We start from the raw sequence: 20,648 nt of genomic DNA, 5'->3' as shown, positions 1-20,648 counted from the left end.
GCTTCATGCTCCACGTGGTCCTGTACGAGCCGGAGATACCGCCGAATACCGGCAATGTTATCCGGCTGTGCGCCAACACCGGTTGTCAGCTGCATCTGATTGAACCGCTGGGTTTTAACCTGGAAGACAAGCAGATGCGGCGGGCCGGGCTGGACTACAGCGAATACGCGTCGGTAAGGATTCACCGGAATTACCGGGACTTTCTCGCCAGCGAGCAACCGCAACGCCTGTTCGGCCTGACCACCAAAGGCAGCACTCACTACCATCAGGTGCAGTATCAGGAAGGCGACTACCTGATGTTCGGCCCGGAAACCCGTGGCCTCCCTGCGGAAGTTCGCGAAGGCCTGCAGCCCGAGCATCGCCTGCGGGTTCCCATGCAGCCGGAGAGCCGCAGCCTGAACCTTTCCAACACCGCGGCCCTGGTGGTTTACGAGGCCTGGCGGCAACTGGGATTCCAGGGCGCGGTGTAGGTGCCCGAGAGCCCGCTGCGCCGTGGCACCACCATCGGGTAGCCCTCCTCAAGCTCCACAACCCGTGCGGCAAAGCCGTAAACCGTTTCAAGCAGGTCAGGCGTGAGCACTTCCCACGCAGAGCCCTCCTGAACAAGATGGCCCGCCTTCATCAACAGCAGCCGATCTGCAAACTGGGCCGCCAGATTCAGATCGTGGACAACCGCCAGAACCGCCACACCCTCTTCTTTGGCCAGACGTCGGACCAGATCCAGCACCAATTGCTGATGGGCCGGGTCCAGGGCGGAGGTGCATTCGTCCAGCAACAACAACCGGTCGCCCGGGCTGTCGATGATCTGGGCCAGCACCCGTGCCAGCTGCAACCGCTGCTGCTCGCCTCCGGACAGTCCCGGGACGAGCCGATGCTTCAGGTGAGCAATATCCAGTTCGTTCAGCAACCGCTCCACCGCCGGATCACTGCCACGCCGGGCTGCTCCGGGGCGACCCAGCTGCACCACCTCCTCGACCGTTAGCGGAAAATTCACCTCCACCCGCTGGGGCATGACGGCGCGTTGACGGGCCAACCGCTCCGGGCGCCAATACCCGAGTTCCCGCCCGGAAAGCATCACGTTGCCGATGTAGGGCAGATCGCCGCTGATGGCCTTGAGCAAGGTCGACTTGCCGGCGCCGTTCGGGCCCAGGAGCATCAACAGCTCCCCTGCAGCCAACTGGCAATCCATGCCGTGGACAATCCTTGATCGCTCAACGGATATTTGGACATTGTTTACGCAGAGAACCATCAGATAACCTTTGTCCTCAACAGAAGCGCCAGGAAGAAGGGGCCGCCGATCAGCGCCATCATCAGGCCAATGGGAAGTTCCGCCGGCGCTACAACCACCCTTGCCAGGGAATCCGCCGCCACCAGAAGTGTGCCGCCCACAAGGGCACTGAGGGGTAACACCACCCGATGACTGGCACCAAGTAACTGGCGAACCAGGTGGGGCACCACCAGCCCGACAAACCCGATAAGCCCACTGACCGCAACGGCCGCTCCAACACCCAGACCGACCACCAGAATGGCGACTTTCTTGACGGTATCGGTGCGATAGCCCAGGTGCCCGACCACTGATTCGCCAAGCAAAAACGCATCCAATGGACGGGCCAGCAACGGTGCAGCCAATAACGCCAACAGCATGAACGGAGCCCCAACCAGCAAGTCATCCCAGTCGGCATGGCCGAGACTGCCCATGGTCCAGAACGTTAGCGAACGCAGCTCCTCGTCATTGGCATAGAAAGTCAGCAACCCGGTGGCGGCGCCCGCTACGGCGTTGATTGCAATCCCCGCCAGCAGCAGAGTTGCCACGGCGGTCTGGCCCGAGCGGTTGGCAATGCGCCAGGCCAGCAACACCGTACCGCTGCCCCCAAGAAACGCAGCGATGGGTAAGGCCCATTCGCCGGTCATGGCCAGCCAACCGCCAAGCCAGGTATTACCCAGCACGATCACCGCAATGGCCGCCAGGGAAGCGCCGGCAGAGACCCCTATCAGCCCCGGGTCGGCCAGAGGGTTGCGAAACAGTCCCTGCAGCAGGGCGCCTGAGACTGCCAGCACCGCTCCGACCAGAAACCCGAGCAGGAATCTCGGCATCCGTACTTCCAGCAGCACCATCGAAGCCACCGGATCGCTCGCTTCCCGACCGGTGATCACACTCAGGATATCGGTGAATGCCAGCGGATAGGCGCCACTGGTAACGGACACCAGGGCAACGAGCACGGCAGCCAGTAACCCGACCACCAGTGACGGCGTAAAACCGAACCGGCCCGCGGCGTCACGAATCATTGGCTGGCACGTTGGAGGATGCAGGCAATACTTCGCTTACCGCAGCCATGGCATCGGGCAACCTCGGGCCAAACCCTAGCAACAGCATTCCGTCTGCTACCAGCCGGTGCCCGCTCTGCCAGGCGTCGAGGCGCTCCACCTCCGGCCAGGACCCGATGGCAAACTGGCCCGGCGTAGACTCGGCAATCACGATGGCATCCGGTTGGGAAGCCAGGATGGCCTCCCTATTGACCGGCTTGTAGCCCTTCAGGCCGGACACCGCATTGTCCGCGCCAACGGTATCCAGCAGTGCTGAAGCAGCGGTTTCTTCGCCCGCCAGCATCACCGAGTGATTGCCAGCCGCAAGAATGAACAGCACCTTCGGCCGGCTTCCCCGGGATTGCGATGCCTGCTGGATACGGTTGATCTGCAACCGAAGCTCGGAGGCCAGGGTCTGTGCCCGCTCCTGTTGGCCCAGCAATTCGCCCACGGTAACAATGCGCTCCAACGCAGCATCCGGTGTTCTTGCCGACGACAGTTTCTCGACCTGAACACCAGCCCTGGCCAGTCGCTCCAGGTTTTCTTCCGGAGCGGCCTGCTCGGAGGTAATCAGCAGATCCGGCTTGAGTGCGAGCACCCCTTCAAAAGGTAACGCCCGCAGATAGCCAATTTTGGGCAGCGAGTCGGTCTGTTCCGGATAGCCGCTGGTTGTATCTACGCCTACCAGCAATGACTCCATGCCCAGTCGGTACACAATCTCGGTAATTGCTCCGTCAGCCGTCACAACCCGCGGCGAATCCCCCGCCTGGGCGGGAGACGCGATTGCAGTAGCCAACAGGAACCACCCAAGAACCCTCGATATCATGACAAAGCCTCCAGGGTCGCCGCCTGCTCCCGCCAGAGTTCGGATTCCGGGATGCCGGGCTTGCGCTCACCAAACACGGTCAACACCAGCTCACCGTCGGCGTTAAAGGCTTCTACTGAGGTGATAATCCCGTCTGCAGAGGGGCGGCGGACCAGCCACCAGCGCCGGATTGCTTCGGTGTTGGCATGGAGGTTGAAGTCGCTGTCCAGAACGTTCATCCAGGGCCCAGTGCGGCGCAGATTGGCCACCTTGCCCGTGAATATCTGCACTATTCCGGGATTGCCGACGAAGAACATCGCCGGGCACTGATTATCCCGAAGCAGCTCCAGTAGCCGGTCCAGCACGTCGCCATCGGTACGCTCAAGCTCGGTCGCCCATTCGCCTCTCAGGAGTTCCAGCGCCGTCAAACGATCGGTACCCGCCCGTTTCAAAAGCGCACCAAAATGATGGACATCCTTGAGTTCCCGCCAGCCCTCTCGGAGAACCTCTGTGTTGACGGCTTCTGGTGCTACCCGTTGAGGAACCGGGCGCGTGCCCTGAGACTTGAACGGCCTCAGCTCTTGATCGGCGAAGGAATGAACCAGACGCTCCCATGCCTCGCCATCCGTATCGGCAACCCGGTAGATCTTGTGGACCGCAGCGCCGTACTGATCAAAGAACTGCAGACTCTCCCTTGACCCGGAACGAACCTGTTCCTGCACCTGGTAGCCATAGGCCCAGTGTTTGAAAAAGACCCGGATATCGATCTCGCCGACGGCCAGCCCCATGGCCCCGGACCTGCCACTGGTGAAATCCTTGAAGGTGCCGGTAACCTCATGAACCACCTCGTTGTTACGGCTCAGAATCATGACCGGCCCGACGCTCTCAAGGGCCTTTAGAAGTTCCCCGAAGTTGTCCTTGAGAGGAATCAGTGCATCGCCGCCACGCAGCCGAACCAGCTCCATCTCGCTGACGCCCAGCTTATCCGCCATCTGGCGGATCCTCATGTTTGGCTCTGCTTTTTGCAGTGTCCGCCAGCGCGCTGCGAGCGATCCGGTTGCCGTGCCTGTTGCCATCGCTGTCTGTTGCATGGGGTTACTCCTGCGCCTGCTGAAGTTCAACCGGCAGCCAGCGCACGGTCGGCTGGCCGCTGGTTCCGTTCTGGTCGTAGTAACCGACAATCTGTAGCGCCCAGACCATGGACTCCGAATCATCGATATCCGCCTTGATCAGGAAGGTCCGGAAGTTTGGCCAGATCTTGTGCTGATCGGTCAGGTTGTAGGCGTACCAGGTGTTATCAGTGAATACCCCGCCGGTTGAGTCCGTGTTGTAAAGCTGGGGAACCCCTGGATCGCTGTCATTGGCTGCAAGCTCGGTCCAGGTCATCGGATCAGAGGCGCCGCCACTGCCGTTGCCGGACACGCCGCTGTTGGATTTCAGGTACCAGTCGCGTCCGGAGAAACCGACCTGGACATCCCAGAGGTCGCTGGTCGCGCAATCAACAACAGTGGCCGAATCGAAATCGAAGCACGCATCGCCGCCGTCGTAGCCTGTGGGCGGCGTGAATGTGACAGGTGTGGCACTGAATTGCGACGCACCGGAGGCCTGCACATCAAACTCCAGCGTGAAATCGTCAATGCCCTGCCCCTCGCGGGTCGGGAAGTTGAAGTCGACAACCCGCATCCGGGCGAAGCTGTCGCCCTCGGCGGATCGCACCAGATAGCCAACGTCCGACTGTTCGGAGATGACCCCGGTAGTGAAATCGTACTGGGACCAGGCGTCGGACGCCCCGAACGCGCTGGCAAAGGCATCCTCTTGCCAGTTTGCCGGTTCCTCGAGGATGCCCAGCAAATGCTCCTGCTCGGAGTTGGCGGTGGCGTTGGTAAATACGTTCGGGTCGGGATCCCCATTACCGTCGTAGAAATCGTCCTGGGCGATGGCCAGGGCACCACCAACACGGCCGGTTCCCGACGCACCGCTGTTTACTTTGAAGCTCAACCGGCTGGCAGCGATGTGCCAGTTATCGCCTTCTTCCACCATCGCTCCGGTTTCCAGATTCAGATAGACCGTCTCCGTAGCCGCGGGCATCAACTGCTCGGAAAAGCTGCTGACATCATCCGCGTCGTCCTGTGCAATGGAGTTGTCACTGCCTCCGCCACAGGCCGTCAAAGCCAGGGCGGCCAGCACAATGGCCGGGGGTCTGGTATCGAAAAGATCCATGGATATCTCCTTCCTATCGTTTTTTGGTGGTCAGGCATTATTCGCCAAAGGAAACCGTTAGCCCGGCGTAGAGGAACCGCCCGGCAACCGGTCTGAAATCTTCACTGGCATTGGAAAAGTCGCGCTGCTCGTCGGTGATGTTGTCGGCACCGGCAAACAGCCGAAACTGGTTGGAAATCTGGTAATTCAGCTTCAGATCGGCTGTGGTATAGCCCGGGGATTCGGTTCCCGCAGCAGCATCCACAAACTCTTCGCTCTGGTACTTAAGCCGCGCACTCCAGGACAGGCCGGTTACCCCGAGCGGACCATCCAGTCCGAGACGCGCCTGATGCCTTGGCCGGCGATTAAGCTCATTGCCTGTCGCCAAATCCTCGGTTCGGGTCAGGGTGTAGCCAGCGGTGAGCCGCCAGTGCTCGGAAGGCTCCCAGCCGGCAGTGGTCTCGAACCCCCAGGTCCTTGCCTCGGCAAGGTTTTCATAGGAGAAAACCTGAACGCCGTCGTTCCGCGCCTGGGTGGCCTCAGTATCCGGTGAGGTCTGGATCAGTTGCTCGATGTCGTTCAAGAAGGCGTTCGCTTCCAGCCATGCAGACCGGTTCCAGGACAGCCCTCCCCCAAACTGATAGCTGATGGATTCCTCCGGTTGCAGCCCTGGAGTCCCCTGCACGACGTAGCCAAGCTGGCTGTGATCAAAGGTGAAGTACCTTTCCTTCAGATTCGGCACACGGTATCCGGCGCCAACACCACCACGCAGGAAGCCCGTCAGTGAATCGGTTCGGACCAAGTCGTAGCGTGCATTAATCTTGGGTGCTGTGTGAGTTCCGAAGTCGGAGTCATTCTGGAACCGGACGCCAGGCACTAGCTCAAGATGTTCATTGGGCATCCAGGTGTCCTGCACCCAGGCTTCCTGGCTTTCACGCTGTCGGCGAGGTTCTGCACCGAGCTCGGAAGCACCGTCCTTGGTCTGATCGAGCGTTTCACGGTTTAAATCGATGCCACCCTGCAGGTGATGACTGAGCCCCACTGGCTTGCCCAGATGGGCCGAAAAACGGGACAACGTAGATTCGGCACGACGGTCATCAAAGGCTCCGCTGCCGGTGTACTTCAAGGTATCGTCGTTGAGGATTTCGTGGACGGCGGACCAGCCCGCACGCAGATCAGAGTTGCGGCCATGATCTCCAGAGAGGGTATAGCGGGTACGGGTAACCGTTTCATCCTTGCCCTGATTGATAACAAAAGGCGGGTTCTGTTCGGTGAAACGGGATCCGGACTCCTCCTCGAATCGTGCCACCGCGGCGCTGAGGCGATGGTCTTCGTTCGGGGACCAGTCGGTGCGGAAACTGAGATCGGTACGATCGTATTCATCGCCGGGCCTTGCCCAGGTATCCGGCTCCGGGTCGATACCATCGGAATGTTGGTGTGACGCGGACAACCGCAGGGCGAATTCTTCGCTCCCCCCCTGGACCGTGGCTCGGGCCGAATATCGGGCGGGGTCGGCTTCATCGCCCGAGGGATTCTGGTCACCATAGGTACCTGCATCGGTGGTGAACTGACCGGAGAGCCCCGGCGCTGGCGGCCGAGTGATAACATTCACCACGCCACCGATACCAGAACTGCCATACTGGGCAGAGACGGCGCCCTTGACCACTTCCACCCGCTCGATATCGAGCACGGACAACTGGCTGACATCGACAGTCGACCCGGTTGTGGCCGTCATCGGCAAACCGTCAATCAGAACCAGCACCCGATCGGATTCAACGCCCTGGAGCCAGACCTCATAACCGGGCTTGCCGTGGATTTCCCGAAGCTGCAAACCCGGAACGTTCTCCAGAGCCTCTTTCAGATTGCGAGCGTGGGTTTTCTCAATCTCTTCGGCCGTAACCACTTCGGTTCGAACTGGAGTATCCAGCAACTGACGCTCCGTGCGGGTTCCGGTAACAACAAGCTCATTCAGGTAACCGGCCGACCGGTTGTCGGCAAGCGTTGCCGTCGAGACCATGGCAACCAGGGAAAGGCAGGACAGAGAGAGATATGATTTTCGAAAATGCATAGATCAACCAAACGACTCACAATTTAATGCGAACGATTATCGTTTGATTTTAGATTTATATCAATGCCTGGGCTGGAATTTTTGTATAGGCACAAAAAAACCGGCCGGAGCCGGTTTTTCTATTTCTGCTTCATCTGCCGCAGATCAGTGAGTCTGCTGCTCTTCGTTTGCCTCGCCCGCAGCTTCTTCCTGCTTGCGCTTGAGCGCCTGGGCATAGATGGCATCGAAATTCACCGGCGCCAACATCAGGGCCGGGAAGCTGCCCTTGTTCACAATGCCGTCGATCGCTTCGCGAGCGTAGGGGAACAGGATAGTCGGGCAGTAGGCGCCCAGCATCTGGCCCAGCTGCTGGCCTTCGATGCCCTGAACCAGGAACACACCGCCCTGCTGGATCTCGACGATGTAAGCCACCTTCTCACCCACTTTCGCGGTAACGGTCAGGGAAAGCACAACCTCGTACTGGTTGTCGCTGACTTTGTTGTGGGAGGTATTCAGATCCAGGTTAACCTGCGGCTTCCACTGCTCCTGAAACACAGTTGGAGAGTTGGGCGATTCAAAAGACAGGTCCTTCACATAGATGCGCTGAAGGGCAAACTGGGGTTGGTTCTGGTTGTCACTGCCTGCTGCGGCTTGCTGATTCTCAGCCATTTTCAGTCCTTTCGTTCTCAATCGTGGGCTCGGGGCCCGTTGTTATGGGATGCTCTAGAGCTTGCTGCCGGGACATTTTACGTTCAGGCCGGGCCGGCTAATGTGAAACAGTGCGGCAGAATGATCTTCAGATCAAGGGCCAACCTATTTCTTCACGAGCGGAAGGTTGCTTGCCTTCCAGTCCGCCACACCACCGTTCAGGCGGACCACATTGCTGAAGCCTTCCGCATTCAGCTGCTTGACCGCCATGGCGGAATGCTGGCCCATCTTGTCAGCAACGATAATCTGCTTGTCCTTGAACTTGCTCAGCTCGCCAACGCGACTCTTGAGACTGTTCAGGGGAATGTTGATCGAGCCGGTAATGCGCCCCTCACCAAACTCCTTGCGGTCCCGGATGTCCACTACAACGGCTTCATCCTTGTTGATCAGATTGACCGCGCCCTGGGCCGAGATCTTGGCACCGCCACGACGGGACTCCAGAATAAGAATGGCGACCAGAAATGCCACGAACAGCGACACAAGAATGTAGTGGTTAACGACAAATTCAAACAACCGGTCCATGAATTTACCCTGATGATGAGTTTGGCGCGATTATACACAGCCTGCTCCCCGGACAGAAGGTGACGAAACTGGCCAGTAAATGCGAAAATAGATAAACTCGATTTTCGTTTTAGTAAATTTACTAACATTTCACTTCCGGACTGAATGATGACTGCAATGCGCAAGCCGACTGCACTGATTATCCTGGACGGCTGGGGCCACCGTGACCCGGCTGAAGACAATGCCATCAGCAACGCCAGCACCCCGTTCTGGGATCAACTCTGGCAGAGCCAGCCCAAAACCCTCATCAACACGTCAGGGATGTTTGTCGGGCTGCCGCAGGGGCAAATGGGCAACTCGGAAGTTGGCCATATGAACCTGGGCGCAGGGCGCGTGGTCTATCAAAGCCTGACTCGTATCGACAAGGACCTGGAGGAAGGCACTTTCCAGAAGAATGAAGTTCTCTGCTCCGCTATCGACAAAGCCGTTCAGAGCGGCCGCGCCGTCCATCTCATGGGGCTGATGTCTCCCGGTGGTGTGCACAGCCACGAGGACCACATTATTGCGGCCGCGGAGCTGGCTGCTGCCCGCGGCGCGAAGGAAGTCTATATCCATGCCTTCCTTGATGGCCGCGATATGCCGCCTCGCAGCGCCAAACCGTCACTGGAGAAAGCGGCCGCGAAACTCAAGAGCCTGGGTGTTGGCCGGGTTGCGTCGATTGTCGGTCGTTACTATGCCATGGACCGCGATAACCGCTGGGACCGGGTGGAAGCCGCCTATAACTTGATGACCCAGGGAACCGCCGAGTTCGTCGCAGCCGATCCGGTATCCGGGCTGGAACAGGCCTACGAGCGCGGGGAGAACGACGAGTTCGTGGCACCTACCCGCATCCACGCCGCGGGCGAGCCGGAAGGCACCATCAACGATGGCGACACGGTGCTGTTCATGAACTTCCGTGCCGACCGCGCCCGGGAGATGACCCGCACCTTCGTGGAAAAGGACTTTGACGGTTTCGAACGCAAGAAGCACCCGGAACTGGCCGATTTTGTCATGTTGACCGAGTACGCGGCCGACATCAAAACGTCCTGCGCCTACCCGCCGGAGCAGCTTACCAATGGCCTTGGCGAGTATATGGCGAAGCAGGGAAAGACCCAGCTGCGAATTGCCGAAACTGAAAAATACGCCCACGTAACCTTCTTCTTCAATGGCGGCCTGGAAACGCCGTTCGAAGGCGAGGACCGGATCCTGGTGCCGTCCCCCAAAGTGGCCACCTACGACCTGCAGCCGGAGATGAGCGCGCCGGAAGTTACGGACAAGCTGGTAGAGGCCATCAAAAGCGGCAAATACGATCTGGTGGTCTGCAACTACGCCAATGGCGACATGGTTGGCCACACCGGCAAGCTGGATGCGGCGATCAAAGCAGCCGAATGCCTGGACGAATGTGTAAAGCGTGTTGTCGAAGCTCTGGATGAAGTTGGCGGCGAAGCACTGATTACCGCCGACCACGGCAACTGCGAGCAGATGACCGACCCCAACTCCGGTCAGGTTCACACCGCCCATACAATCGGGCCAGTGCCACTGGTATACACCGGCCATCGCAAGGTTGAGCTAAAGAACGACGGAAGCCTGAGCGATGTGGCACCTTCGCTGCTCACCCTGATGGGGCTGGAGCAACCAGAGGAGATGACCGGGCACAGCCTGGTTGAGATCGGCTGATCCGGGAACGGAACCAACCTTTGCGACTCACCGCACTACTGGCGCTCACCCTTTTTCTGGGTGCAGCGCCGGCACTCGCCCAACAGGATGTTACCCCGGCCCAGATCGAGGAACTCAAGGAACGCATTGAGGACATCGACGATTGGCTGGAGGACGCCGAAGAAGACCGCTCCTCCCTGGAGCGGCAGCTTGCCGCGACCGAAAAGAACATCAGCCGCCTGACCCGCGAGCGGCGATCCCTGCGCCAGCTGGCAGATCAGCAGCAGCAAAGACTCAGGGAACTGGAGAATGAGGCGCAGGAGCTCACACGAACCCTCGACCGCCAGCGGGAGAGCCTCAAGAAGCAGATCCGCGCAGCCTGGATGGAAGGGGACGCGCCAGCGGTAAAAGTCCTGCTCAATGAGATAGATCCGGACAAGATCGCCCGGACCATGACCTATTACGAATACCTCAGCAAGGACACCGTCAACCGCCTGGAAGCGTTCAGGCAAAGCCTGCAAGAACTCAGAAACACTCAGGCTGCCGTGCAATCGACACGGGTCGAACTGGCCAGAACCGAGGAAAACGTCGCCAAACGCCAGCAGGAACTGACCGAATCCAGACAGAAACGCCAGCAGACCCTGGCAGCACTCAAAGCCGACATCCAGAACCGCCTGAGCGAACGGGAAGAGCTGGAATCAGATCGCAAACGGCTGGAAAACCTGCTTGAAGAAGTCCAGCAGGCAATCAACAACATCCCCTCACCCAATGAATCCCAGCCCTTCGCTTCACTGCGCAACAAGCTGCCGTGGCCAGTGGAGGGCAAGGTATTGAGCCGCTATGGTGAACGCTATGCCGATGGCAAACTCCGACGCAACGGCCTTCTTATCGGCACCGGTGATGAAGCGGAAATTCGGGCAATACACTACGGTCGGGTGGTGTTCGCCAACTGGCTTCGGGGTTTTGGCCTGATTACCATCATTGATCATGGCGACGGCTACATGACACTGTACGGCCACAGCAGTAGCCTGTTCACCAGTCCCGGGGACTGGGTGGTTGCAGGCGAGCCCATCGCCCAGGCAGGCCGTACCGGTGGCACCGATTCCCCGGCTCTGTATTTTGAGGTTCGCCACAATGGCAAGCCCGACAACCCGGGCCGGTGGCTGGCGAACTGAGGCACTCGTCGAGGGCTGACAAACGCCGCGGGTAACGCCATACTGTCCGGAGTCAGGGAATCCAGTCCAACTATCGGAATAAAAACAGGATATGTGAATGAAACGGGTCAGAAGTACACTTAACGCCTTTCCATTACGCAGCATTGCGCTCGCTACCTGTTTCGCAACCGCCTCCGGACTGGTCTGGGCCCAGGATGAAGACACCACCACCAAACAGCTTCTCGAAGGCATCCAGAATGGCGAACGGGTGGAAATCAGCCTGCCGGATCCCGAGAAGCAGCTACCCCTGGAAGATCTTCGAAAGTTCACCGAAGTATTCAGCCGCATCAAAGACGCCTATGTAGAGGAAGTAAGCGATCGCAAACTCCTCGAAAGCGCCATCAAAGGTATGCTGTCCGACCTTGACCCACACTCCACCTACCTGGCACCGAAGGACTACGAAGAGCTGGAAGAAAGCACCTCCGGCGAGTTCGGCGGGCTGGGCATTGAAGTGGGCATGGAGAACGGCTTCGTAAAAGTGATTGCGCCCATCGACGACACACCGGCCCAGAAAGCGGGCGTTCAGGCCGGGGACCTGATCATCAAGCTTGATGAAAAGCCGGTCAAAGGCATGAGCCTGGAAGAAGCCGTCAAACTGATGAGGGGCAAACCCGGCTCTGTGCTGACACTGACGATCATGAGGGAAGGCGAGACAGGCCCCATTGAAATCGAAGTGGAGCGCGACATCATCAAGGTCACCAGCGTGAAATCCCGCATGCTGGAGAATGGCTATGGCTATGTTCGCATTACCCAGTTCCAGGCGGATACCGGTTCACAGTTCAGGGATGCCCTCAACGGCCTTGAAGACGAGCTGGGCCGTGACCTTGACGGGCTTATCATAGACTTGCGCAACAATCCGGGTGGCGTGTTGCAGGCGGCTGTAGAGTCTGCGGATGCCTTGCTCGATGAAGGGCTTATCGTCTACACCGAAGGCCGTATCCAGAGCTCGCGCCTGCGTTTCAGCGCAAGGGCAGGCGACATCATGGCAGGCACGCCCATTGTGGTGCTGATCAACGGTGGCTCTGCCTCGGCATCGGAAATCCTGGCCGGTGCACTCCAGGACCATGAACGGGCCGTGGTGATGGGCACCCAATCCTTCGGCAAAGGCAGTGTCCAGACGGTGATTCCACTGGATGAGACCCATGCCATCAAGATGACCACCGCCCGCTATTACACGCCGGATGGCCGTTCCATCCAGGCGACGGGAATCAAGCCGGACATCGTAGTACGCCCGGCGGAGCTGAAGGAACTCGACAGCAAACCCTTCTTTACCGAAGCGGACCTGAGCGGTCACCTTGAAGGCCAGAACGAAGGCCAGGAGAAGGACGGCGAAAGCGAAGCAAACGCCGATTCAGGCTCCCTCGCAGACCGGGATTACCAGCTGCGTTCGGCACTGAACCTTCTTAAAGGCATCCGGATTCTGAACCCGAACAAGAAGGACAAGGCAGAAGGAAGCGATCAGTGACAGTAGCGCGTACCCTGCTGGCACTGGCATTCTGCATTACGGCCGGCGCGGTGTTGGCAGAGCCGACACGAACGGCCCTACCCCCGACCATTGCCATCATCATCGATGACATGGGCCACAGCCTTGCTGAAGGTAAGCGACTGGCAAACCTGGATCAGCCGCTTACGCTGGCCTTCCTGCCCTACCGGCGCCACACCGACAGCCTTGCCCGGCTCGCCCACAAGCAGCACAAGGAAATCATGCTGCACGCGCCCATGGCCAACACCCGCAATTACGGCCTCGGGCCGGGCGGCCTGACCCCGGACATGGACGAACAAAGCATGGTAACCACGCTTCGCCGTGCGTTGCAGTCGATTCCCCATGTGCAGGGTGTCAACAACCACATGGGCAGCCTGCTGACCCAGCAGCTGCAGCCCATGGACTGGGTGATGAAGGAGCTGTTCCGCTACCCGGTGTATTTTATCGACAGCCGCACCATCGCCTCATCCGTTGCTGGTGATGTTGCTGCCGCCTACCGGATTCCAACCATGACTCGGGACGTGTTTCTCGACCACGAACAAACCGAAGAGTTTGTAGACCGCCAGTTCAAACTGCTGATCAAGCGCGCCCGGGAAAACGGCAGTGCCATCGGCATTGGCCATCCTCACAAGGTCACTGTGGATTATCTGGAGAAGCACCTGCCAAAACTGGATGAGCAGGGTATCGCCATAGCCACCGTCAGCGGACTTTGGGCCATGCGCAACGGTAATCGTGAGATGTTTGCGGAGGGAGAAAAGCAGGCCATTCGACCTGCTTTCGCAAAGAAGGATTAATCGCGGACTTCTATACCCTGGGCCTTCATAAAGGCCTTCGCTTCCGGAATGGTGTGCTGCCCAAAGTGGAAGATAGAGGCCGCCAGTACAGCATCAGCACCACCCTTGGTAACGCCATCAGCAAGGTGCTGGAGCTCTCCGACCCCCCCGGAGGCGATCACCGGCACAATTACCGCATCGCTGATGGCCTTGGTCAGGCCCAGATCAAAGCCGATCTTGGTGCCGTCCCGGTCCATGCTGGTCAGCAGTAACTCACCAGCGCCCATATCTACCATCTTGCGCGCCCATTTAACGGCATCCAGCCCCGTGGGCTTGCGACCACCGTGGGTAAAGATCTCCCAGCGGGGCTCCTCACCCTCTTCACTGACGCGCTTGGCATCAATGGCCACCACAATGCACTGGCTGCCAAAACGTTCAGCCGCTTCCCGCACAAACTCGGGGTTGAACACAGCGGCAGTGTTGATCGACACCTTGTCTGCACCGGCATTCAGCAGCTTACGGATGTCATCCACCGTGCGCACACCGCCGCCCACCGTCAGCGGAATGAAGACTTCCGCTGCCATTCGCTCGACAGTCTCGTAGGTGGTGTCACGGCTTTCATGACTGGCCGTGATGTCGAGGAAGGTGATCTCGTCGGCGCCCTGCTCGTTGTAGCGTCGGGCTACCTCCACCGGGTCGCCGGCATCACGGATATCAACGAAGTTGACGCCTTTCACCACGCGGCCTTTGTCGACATCGAGGCAGGGAATGATGCGTTTTGCAAGAGCCATAAGCCGTCCTTACCCCTTCAGGCCGTCGCAGAAGGCCTGGGCTTCAGCCACGTCCAGCGTGCCTTCATAAATGGCACGCCCAGTGATGGCACCCAGGATACCTTTGTCGGCCACGGTCGCCAGGCGTTTGAGGTCGTCCATGTTGGTGACACCGCCAGAGGCAATCACCGGTATTCCGCCCTCTTCCGCCAGCGCAGCAGTGGCCTCAACATTGACGCCCTGCATCATGCCGTCGCGGCTGATGTCGGTATACACGATGGCGTCCACGCCGTCGTTGGCAAAACGCTTCGCCAGATCGGTGGCCATCACTTCCGAAACTTCCGCCCAGCCATCGGTGGCCACACGTCCGTCTTTGGCGTCCAGACCCACGATGATGTGACCGGGGAATTTCTTGCACATCTCGGTGACAAATTCCGGCTCTTTAACGGCCTTGGTTCCGATGATGACCCACTGCACGCCTGCCTTCAGATAGGCCTCGATGGTTTCAGCCGAGCGGATGCCGCCACCGATCTGTATCGGCAGATCCGGATATTTGCGGGCAATAGCCTGGACGATTTCACCGTTGACCGGCTCGCCGGCGAAGGCGCCGTTAAGGTCAACCAGGTGCAGGCGGCGGGCACCTGCTTCCACCCAGCGGGTCGCCATATCGACAGGATCGTCACCAAACACCGTGGAGTCATCCATACGGCCCTGACGAAGGCGCACGCATTTGCCGTCTTTAAGATCGATCGCGGGAATTATCAGCATTTTCCAGTCCAGTTTGTAAAATTCTCAAGCAGCTGCAATCCCGCCCGGGCACTTTTCTCCGGATGGAATTGCACCGCAAAAATATTGTCTCGCGCGACGGCTGCCGCAAGATCCACCCCATAGTGGGTGCGGCCTGCCATATCAGCGTTGCCCTCGGCTTCTGCGTAGAAGCTGTGCACGAAGTAGAAACGGTCACCCTCGGGAATGTTTTGCCAAAGAGGATGATCCATGGTCTGCTGCACCTGGTTCCAGCCCATGTGGGGCACTTTCAGACGCTCGCCGTTTTCCGTGAGGTGGTCACCGAAATAACGCACTTCCGAAGGGAACAGGCCGATGCAGTCAACGCCGCCGTTCTCTTCACTGCGGGACATCAGGGCCTGCATGCCAACACAGATGCCGAGAAACGGGCGATCTTGAGAGACTTCACGAACCAGATCCACCACCCCAAGGCGATGCATTTCCGCCATGCAGTCGCGAATGGCACCGACGCCTGGGAGGATGACACGGTCGGCTTCACGGATTTTCTGGGCGTTGTCGGTGACCAGTACGGTGGTATCCGGGGCAACGTGCTCTACCGCTTTTTTGGCAGAGTGAAGGTTACCCATGCCGTAGTCGATTATGGCAACGGTTTTCATGATTGTTGCGGTGTCCTTGATTGACCGGCCACAACTGACCGGTTAAAGCGAGCCTTCTGGTGACGAGCCTTTTACAACGAGCCTTTGGTGGACGGCGTAATGCCAGCCATGCGCTCGTCCATTTCAATCGCCATACGCAGGGCACGACCGAAGGCCTTGAACACGGTTTCAATCTGGTGGTGGGTGTTTTTGCCCTTCAGATTGTCGATGTGCAGGGTCACCATGGAGTGGTTCACAAAGCCGTGGAAGAATTCCTCGAACAGGTCAACGTCAAAACCGCCCACGGCGCCACGGGTATAGGGCACATCCATCATCAGGCCCGGGCGGCCGGAAAGATCGATAACCACACGGGAAAGAGCCTCGTCCAACGGCACATAGGCGTGGCCATAACGGCGGATACCCTTTTTGTCGCCAACGGCCTGCTTGAAGGCCTGGCCAAGGGTGATTCCGATGTCTTCAACGGTGTGGTGGTCATCGATGTGCAGATCGCCCCTGGAAACGATATTCAGATCAACCAGGCCATGACGGGCAATCTGGTCCATCATGTGCTCCAAAAAGGGCACGCCGGTGTCGAAACTGGATTTACCGGTACCGTCGAGATCAATCTCAACGGTGATCTGGGTTTCAAGGGTATTTCTTTCTACCCGAGCCTTGCGTTCGGCCATGGGGACTCCGTGACAATTGAGCGGCATAACGCCGGAAAAATTCTATCCGACGATTATACCTTTTATGTCCGCCGGAGTCCCACAACCGGTTTAATCGCTGCAATAGCGAAACGCGGTTATTCAGCAGACCGGGTCTTGTCAGAAAGCCTTTTTGAGGTTGTTCATGTAGGTGTCCACGAGACTGTTGAACTCGTGTTTGATAACCGGGCTGATTGCCAGTTTGAGCAGGCTTGGCAGGGGCACCGTCAGCTCTGCACTGGTCTGGAATTTCACGGCCGTGGCATTGTCGCCCTTGGGTTTAATGGTCCAGGAACCGCTTACAACGCCGTTGCCTTCGCCTTTTACCGGCTCCCAGGTAATCCTTCCGGCGTCTTTGTCCGAATGGTATTTGCAGGCGTAAACGGACTGGATGGCGTGCTTGTCGACACCAACTTTTTCCATTTCCCAGCGGTAGGTGTTGTCGCCGAGGTCGGTCAGTTTGTGAACCTTGGGAAAGTGACTGGCTGAACGTGGCACATCGGCCAGCAGATCAAACACTTCATCATAGCCTCCGGGAATCTCAAGCTCCCGGTTCAGCTCAATAGAGACGGTAATAGCCACGGCCAACTCCTTCTTGTGTTTATAGGTATCAATGTAGTCGGAAAATCAAGGACGTGTATTTTGGCCCAACACTACCGCATTGTCATACTCCTGCGCTGTTAATTTGTTAACCCTGCGTTATCCTTTGGGTCATTGGCGTCGGTATTCGCCGCGAATACTGCAAGTTCCCAACATTAGGAAGGAAGCCTGAATCATGAAAGCCGTCCGTTATGTGCTGATTGGTATCGTTGCACTCATCGTTCTTGCTGTGGCTGCCGTTGCCATCGCCATGGCCGTGATCAACCCCAACGACTATAAGCCTCAGATTGAACAAGCCGTTGAAGATGCAACGAACCTGGACCTCATCCTCGAGGGCGACATTGGCTGGTCTTTTATTCCACTCGGTCTGGAGCTGAATTCCGTAGAAGCCACACTGGAGGGTGATCGCTTTGTGGCCCTGGAGCAGTTGGTTGCCCAGATCGATTTCTGGTCGCTTATTGCCATGTCGCCACGGGTAAACACCTTCGTGCTGGACGGGCTGGACGCCCGGCTGGAAGTGGACGAACAGGGCAACGGCAACTGGACCAGAATCATGCCCGAGGAGTCAGCCGGAGCGGCAACGGAAGAATCAGCCGGCACCCAGGATGAGCAGGCTCAGGAAGGTGAAGGAGCCGGCGGCGAGCCCTTGAACTTCAACGTTGAGAACGTTCAGATCAGTAATGCCCAGGTGCACTACACGGACAAGAGCACCGGCCAATCGGTCACTCTGGAGAACTTCACCGTTAACGCCAGCAATATCACCCTGGGTTCCGAGTTCCCGCTGGAAATCGGATTCCGGGTTGCCACTACCCAGCCCACGTTTGAAGTGGATGGCAGCATCAGCGCCCGCCTCGCTGCCAACGAAGCGCTCAACGAATTCGCCGTATCCAGCCTGAATGCTGTGTTTGACATGACCGGCGAGCCGTTCGGCGGCAAAGAGGTCACTGCTGAACTTGGCGGCTCTGCCCGGGCGAATCTGGAAAACGAAACCGCCACTCTGAGCGGCTTTACCGCCAGCCTGGCCAACCTGAACCTGTCTACCGATCTGGATGTCTCCGGATTCGGGAACAAGCCAACCCTGAGCGGCAAGATCTCCATCGCTGAGTTCTCGCTGAAAGACCTTCTGAACAACCTCGGCCAGCCTGCAGTGGAAACCAGCGATGCGGACGTCCTTGAAGCCATCGCATTCTCCACCGGAATTGGCGGTCCGGCGGGCAAGGTGGAACTCACCGACCTGACCATCAAACTGGATGACACCACGTTCAATGGCTCCGGCAGTTACAACCTGGCCGATTCAGGCATTGTCTTCAACCTGCAGGGTGACCAGTTGAATGCCGACCGCTACCTGCCACCCAAGGCAGAGGGGGAAGCCGAGGAAGCACCTACTAACCAGGAAACCGCGGCAACTGGACCGGAGGGTGACCTGCTGCCCCTGGAGACCCTTCGTAGCCTGTTGCTGGATATTGATCTGGGTCTCGGACAGCTGATCGTAAGCAACCTGACCATCAACGAAATCAAGGCGAGCACTACCGCGAAAAACGGCCTGCTCAAGATTGATGAGTTCAGCGGCAAACTTTACAAAGGCAGCTTTGGCGCCAATGTGACCATCGACGCCCGCAGCGACAACCCGAAATGGACCGTGGCTTCAGACGTTACCAACGTTCAGACCCTGCCCCTGCTCACCGATCTTGCGGAGGTAGACATGCTCGGCGGCGGTGCGAACCTCAAAGTGAACGCCACCACCACCGGTAACCGAATCTCGTCACTGCGCAGCAATGCTGACGGCCAGATCAGCTTCAACCTGGCAGAGGGCGAGTTCCGTCGCATGAACCTGACCCGCATGGCCTGCCAGGGCATCGCACTGGTCAACCAGGAAGATCTGACAACCACAGACTGGGGCACCAGCACGCCGTTCAACGACATGCGTGGCACCCTGGACATCAACGGCAACACTCTGAATAACACCGATCTGGTCGCCGCACTGGCCGGCATGCGCCTTGAGGGCAACGGTACCGTGGATATGGCCCAGAGCCAGCTGGATTACGAAGTGGGCCTGAGAATCGTCGGTGAGATCCACAGGGACGAGGCCTGCCGTGTCACCGAATACGTGGAAAACGCGGTTATTCCTGTAGAGTGCCGGGGCAACTTCGCCGAGGACCCGGCCGGCCTGTGTTCTTTCGACGGATCCCGCTTCCGGGACACTCTGAAAACCATTGCGGAAAACGCTGCCAAGGCAAAAGCCCGAGAGGAAGTCGACAAGGCAAAAGCCAAGGCGGAGGAAAAGGTGAAAGAAAAGGTTCAGGAGCAACTCGGCGACAAACTGAAAGGTCTGTTCAACTGATGCACGACCGTTTCGCCGACAAGCTGCTGCAATGGTACGACAGCCACGGCCGGCATGACCTGCCGTGGCATCACAACCGGAACGCCTACCGGGTGTGGGTCTCGGAAATCATGTTGCAGCAAACCCAGGTAACCACCGTTATCCCCTACTTCGAAGCGTTCATGAAACGCTTCCCGGACGTCCATGCCCTGGCCGAAGCCCCCGTGGATGATGTGCTCAGCCACTGGTCCGGCCTTGGATACTACGCCCGGGCCCGTAACCTGCAAAAAGCCGCGCAGACTGTTGTTCAGGACTTTGATGGTGAGTTTCCACAAACCCAGGTAGAGCTCGAATCCCTGACCGGCATCGGCCGTTCCACAGCCGCCGCCATCCTGGCCCAGGCCTTCGGCGTTCGCGCCGCCATCCTGGATGGCAACGTCAAACGGGTGCTGGCGCGCTACCATGCGATCCCCGGCTGGCCCGGACAGACCGCCGTCCTCAATCAACTCTGGCAACGGGCGGAAGAGCATACTCCTGAACAGCGGGTGCGTGACTACACCCAGGGCATCATGGACCTGGGCGCCATGGTTTGTACCCGCAGCCGACCGGCCTGCGAGAGCTGCCCCCTGCAAGAAGGCTGTACGGCCTACGCTCAGAATGAAACCTCACTCTATCCCGGCTCCAAACCGAAAAAGGCCAAACCGGAGAAAACCACCTGGATGGTTATCATCGAGGACGGCGAGGGGCGCATCCTGCTGGAGCGTCGCCCTCCCAGTGGCATCTGGGGCGGCCTCTGGAGCCTGCCGGAACTGGACCCGGCTTACGGGGCCGACGAACTTCAGGAGGCCTGCGAGCAGAGCCTGGGGCTGGATTGCGGAGAGCCGGAGCTGATCAGCGGCTTTCGCCATACCTTCTCCCATTACCACCTGCACATTCAGCCGGCCCGCCTGAACGTCACTGGCCGAGCCAACACCGTTGCAGACAGCGATCATCTGAAATGGCTGCACCGCCATGAAGCCCTCAACCTCGGTCTGCCGGCGCCGATCCGGTCGCTGCTTACCGAACCTGAGCAAGCTGCCTTGCTTTGATCTGGCCGGCCAACGCCCTCACCCGCAACGATCTGTTATCATCACCGCCAGCAAC

The 20,648-nt window shown here is 58.7% G+C and carries 20 protein-coding genes; 7 read left to right on the top strand and 13 right to left on the bottom strand.

Annotation, left to right across the window (positions count from 1 at the left end; genetic code table 11):
• Positions 1–5 precede the first annotated feature (5 nt).
• On the top strand, positions 6–470 hold the full coding sequence (gene trmL, locus ABNF92_RS14060) for a tRNA (uridine(34)/cytosine(34)/5-carboxymethylaminomethyluridine(34)-2'-O)-methyltransferase TrmL (RefSeq protein WP_349342485.1): 465 nt from the start codon (positions 6–8) through the stop codon (positions 468–470).
• On the opposite strand, the gene ABNF92_RS14055 is transcribed toward trmL, so the two are convergent.
• The 8 genes from ABNF92_RS14055 to ABNF92_RS14020 form a co-directional block, all read right to left on the bottom strand.
• Positions 428–1,249: a heme ABC transporter ATP-binding protein gene (locus tag ABNF92_RS14055; RefSeq protein WP_305965759.1), complete on the bottom strand. Its 822-nt coding sequence runs from the start codon at positions 1,247–1,249 to the stop codon at positions 428–430. The genes trmL and ABNF92_RS14055 overlap by 43 nt on opposite strands.
• The gene (locus tag ABNF92_RS14050) at positions 1,249–2,286 is read right to left on the bottom strand and encodes an iron ABC transporter permease (RefSeq protein ID WP_349342484.1); all 1,038 of its coding nucleotides are present in this window, start codon (positions 2,284–2,286) and stop codon (positions 1,249–1,251) included. Before ABNF92_RS14050 ends, ABNF92_RS14055 begins: the two co-directional genes overlap by 1 nt.
• Positions 2,276–3,130, bottom strand: coding sequence for an ABC transporter substrate-binding protein (locus tag ABNF92_RS14045; protein WP_349342483.1), 855 nt, complete (start codon positions 3,128–3,130; stop codon positions 2,276–2,278). Before ABNF92_RS14045 ends, ABNF92_RS14050 begins: the two co-directional genes overlap by 11 nt.
• Positions 3,127–4,200, bottom strand: a complete 1,074-nt coding sequence (locus ABNF92_RS14040; protein ID WP_349342482.1) for a ChuX/HutX family heme-like substrate-binding protein — start codon at positions 4,198–4,200, stop codon at positions 3,127–3,129. The genes ABNF92_RS14045 and ABNF92_RS14040 overlap by 4 nt, the downstream gene beginning before the upstream one ends.
• Positions 4,201–4,204: 4 nt before the next feature.
• Positions 4,205–5,329, bottom strand: coding sequence for an HmuY family protein (locus ABNF92_RS14035; protein ID WP_349342481.1), 1,125 nt, complete (start codon positions 5,327–5,329; stop codon positions 4,205–4,207).
• A 37-nt stretch (positions 5,330–5,366) separates the two neighbouring features.
• Positions 5,367–7,376, bottom strand: coding sequence for a TonB-dependent receptor (locus ABNF92_RS14030; protein WP_349342480.1), 2,010 nt, complete (start codon positions 7,374–7,376; stop codon positions 5,367–5,369).
• Positions 7,377–7,520: 144 nt separating this feature from the next.
• Positions 7,521–8,024, bottom strand: coding sequence for a protein-export chaperone SecB (gene secB, locus ABNF92_RS14025; RefSeq protein ID WP_064227537.1), 504 nt, complete (start codon positions 8,022–8,024; stop codon positions 7,521–7,523).
• A gap of 144 nt (positions 8,025–8,168) precedes the next feature.
• On the bottom strand, positions 8,169–8,585 hold the full coding sequence (locus ABNF92_RS14020) for a rhodanese-like domain-containing protein (RefSeq protein WP_008169323.1): 417 nt from the start codon (positions 8,583–8,585) through the stop codon (positions 8,169–8,171).
• Between the two features lie 147 nt (positions 8,586–8,732).
• Between ABNF92_RS14020 and gpmM the strand changes: the two genes are divergently transcribed.
• From gpmM to ABNF92_RS14000, 4 genes are all read left to right on the top strand, one after another.
• Positions 8,733–10,280: a 2,3-bisphosphoglycerate-independent phosphoglycerate mutase gene (gpmM, locus tag ABNF92_RS14015; protein ID WP_153634413.1), complete on the top strand. Its 1,548-nt coding sequence runs from the start codon at positions 8,733–8,735 to the stop codon at positions 10,278–10,280.
• Positions 10,281–10,300: 20 nt separating this feature from the next.
• Complete coding sequence (locus ABNF92_RS14010) at positions 10,301–11,434, top strand: peptidoglycan DD-metalloendopeptidase family protein (protein WP_349342479.1); 1,134 nt, start codon at positions 10,301–10,303, stop codon at positions 11,432–11,434.
• 97 nt (positions 11,435–11,531) lie between these two features.
• Positions 11,532–12,938 (top strand): S41 family peptidase, encoded by a 1,407-nt coding sequence (locus ABNF92_RS14005; protein WP_349342478.1) that lies wholly within the window; start codon positions 11,532–11,534, stop codon positions 12,936–12,938.
• Positions 12,939–12,961: 23 nt separating this feature from the next.
• Positions 12,962–13,750 carry a divergent polysaccharide deacetylase family protein gene (locus tag ABNF92_RS14000; RefSeq protein ID WP_349344095.1) on the top strand — a complete coding sequence of 263 codons (789 nt, stop codon included), beginning with the start codon at positions 12,962–12,964 and terminating at the stop codon, positions 13,748–13,750.
• Here ABNF92_RS14000 and hisF read toward each other — a convergent pair.
• From hisF to ABNF92_RS13975, 5 genes are all read right to left on the bottom strand, one after another.
• On the bottom strand, positions 13,747–14,520 hold the full coding sequence (gene hisF, locus ABNF92_RS13995) for an imidazole glycerol phosphate synthase subunit HisF (protein WP_349342477.1): 774 nt from the start codon (positions 14,518–14,520) through the stop codon (positions 13,747–13,749). The two genes, ABNF92_RS14000 and hisF, sit on opposite strands and share 4 nt — an antisense overlap.
• A gap of 9 nt (positions 14,521–14,529) precedes the next feature.
• Positions 14,530–15,267: a 1-(5-phosphoribosyl)-5-[(5-phosphoribosylamino)methylideneamino]imidazole-4-carboxamide isomerase gene (hisA, locus tag ABNF92_RS13990; protein ID WP_014578248.1), complete on the bottom strand. Its 738-nt coding sequence runs from the start codon at positions 15,265–15,267 to the stop codon at positions 14,530–14,532.
• Positions 15,261–15,902 (bottom strand): imidazole glycerol phosphate synthase subunit HisH, encoded by a 642-nt coding sequence (gene hisH, locus ABNF92_RS13985; RefSeq protein WP_136631230.1) that lies wholly within the window; start codon positions 15,900–15,902, stop codon positions 15,261–15,263. The genes hisA and hisH overlap by 7 nt, the downstream gene beginning before the upstream one ends.
• 71 nt (positions 15,903–15,973) lie before the next feature.
• Positions 15,974–16,567, bottom strand: a complete 594-nt coding sequence (gene hisB, locus ABNF92_RS13980; protein WP_014578250.1) for an imidazoleglycerol-phosphate dehydratase HisB — start codon at positions 16,565–16,567, stop codon at positions 15,974–15,976.
• A gap of 138 nt (positions 16,568–16,705) precedes the next feature.
• Positions 16,706–17,167 (bottom strand): SRPBCC family protein, encoded by a 462-nt coding sequence (locus tag ABNF92_RS13975; RefSeq protein ID WP_069181862.1) that lies wholly within the window; start codon positions 17,165–17,167, stop codon positions 16,706–16,708.
• A 193-nt stretch (positions 17,168–17,360) separates the two neighbouring features.
• On the opposite strand from ABNF92_RS13975, the gene ABNF92_RS13970 reads away from it, so the two are divergent.
• Positions 17,361–19,526 carry an AsmA family protein gene (locus tag ABNF92_RS13970; RefSeq protein WP_349342476.1) on the top strand — a complete coding sequence of 722 codons (2,166 nt, stop codon included), beginning with the start codon at positions 17,361–17,363 and terminating at the stop codon, positions 19,524–19,526.
• Positions 19,526–20,593, top strand: a complete 1,068-nt coding sequence (mutY, locus tag ABNF92_RS13965) for an A/G-specific adenine glycosylase (RefSeq protein WP_349342475.1) — start codon at positions 19,526–19,528, stop codon at positions 20,591–20,593. The genes ABNF92_RS13970 and mutY overlap by 1 nt, the downstream gene beginning before the upstream one ends.
• Positions 20,594–20,648 lie beyond the last annotated feature (55 nt).

Source organism: Marinobacter sp. MMG032 (assembly GCF_040112695.1).
Lineage (GTDB): Bacteria > Pseudomonadota > Gammaproteobacteria > Pseudomonadales > Oleiphilaceae > Marinobacter > Marinobacter salsuginis.
This window is presented reverse-complemented; position numbering and strand designations above follow the sequence as displayed.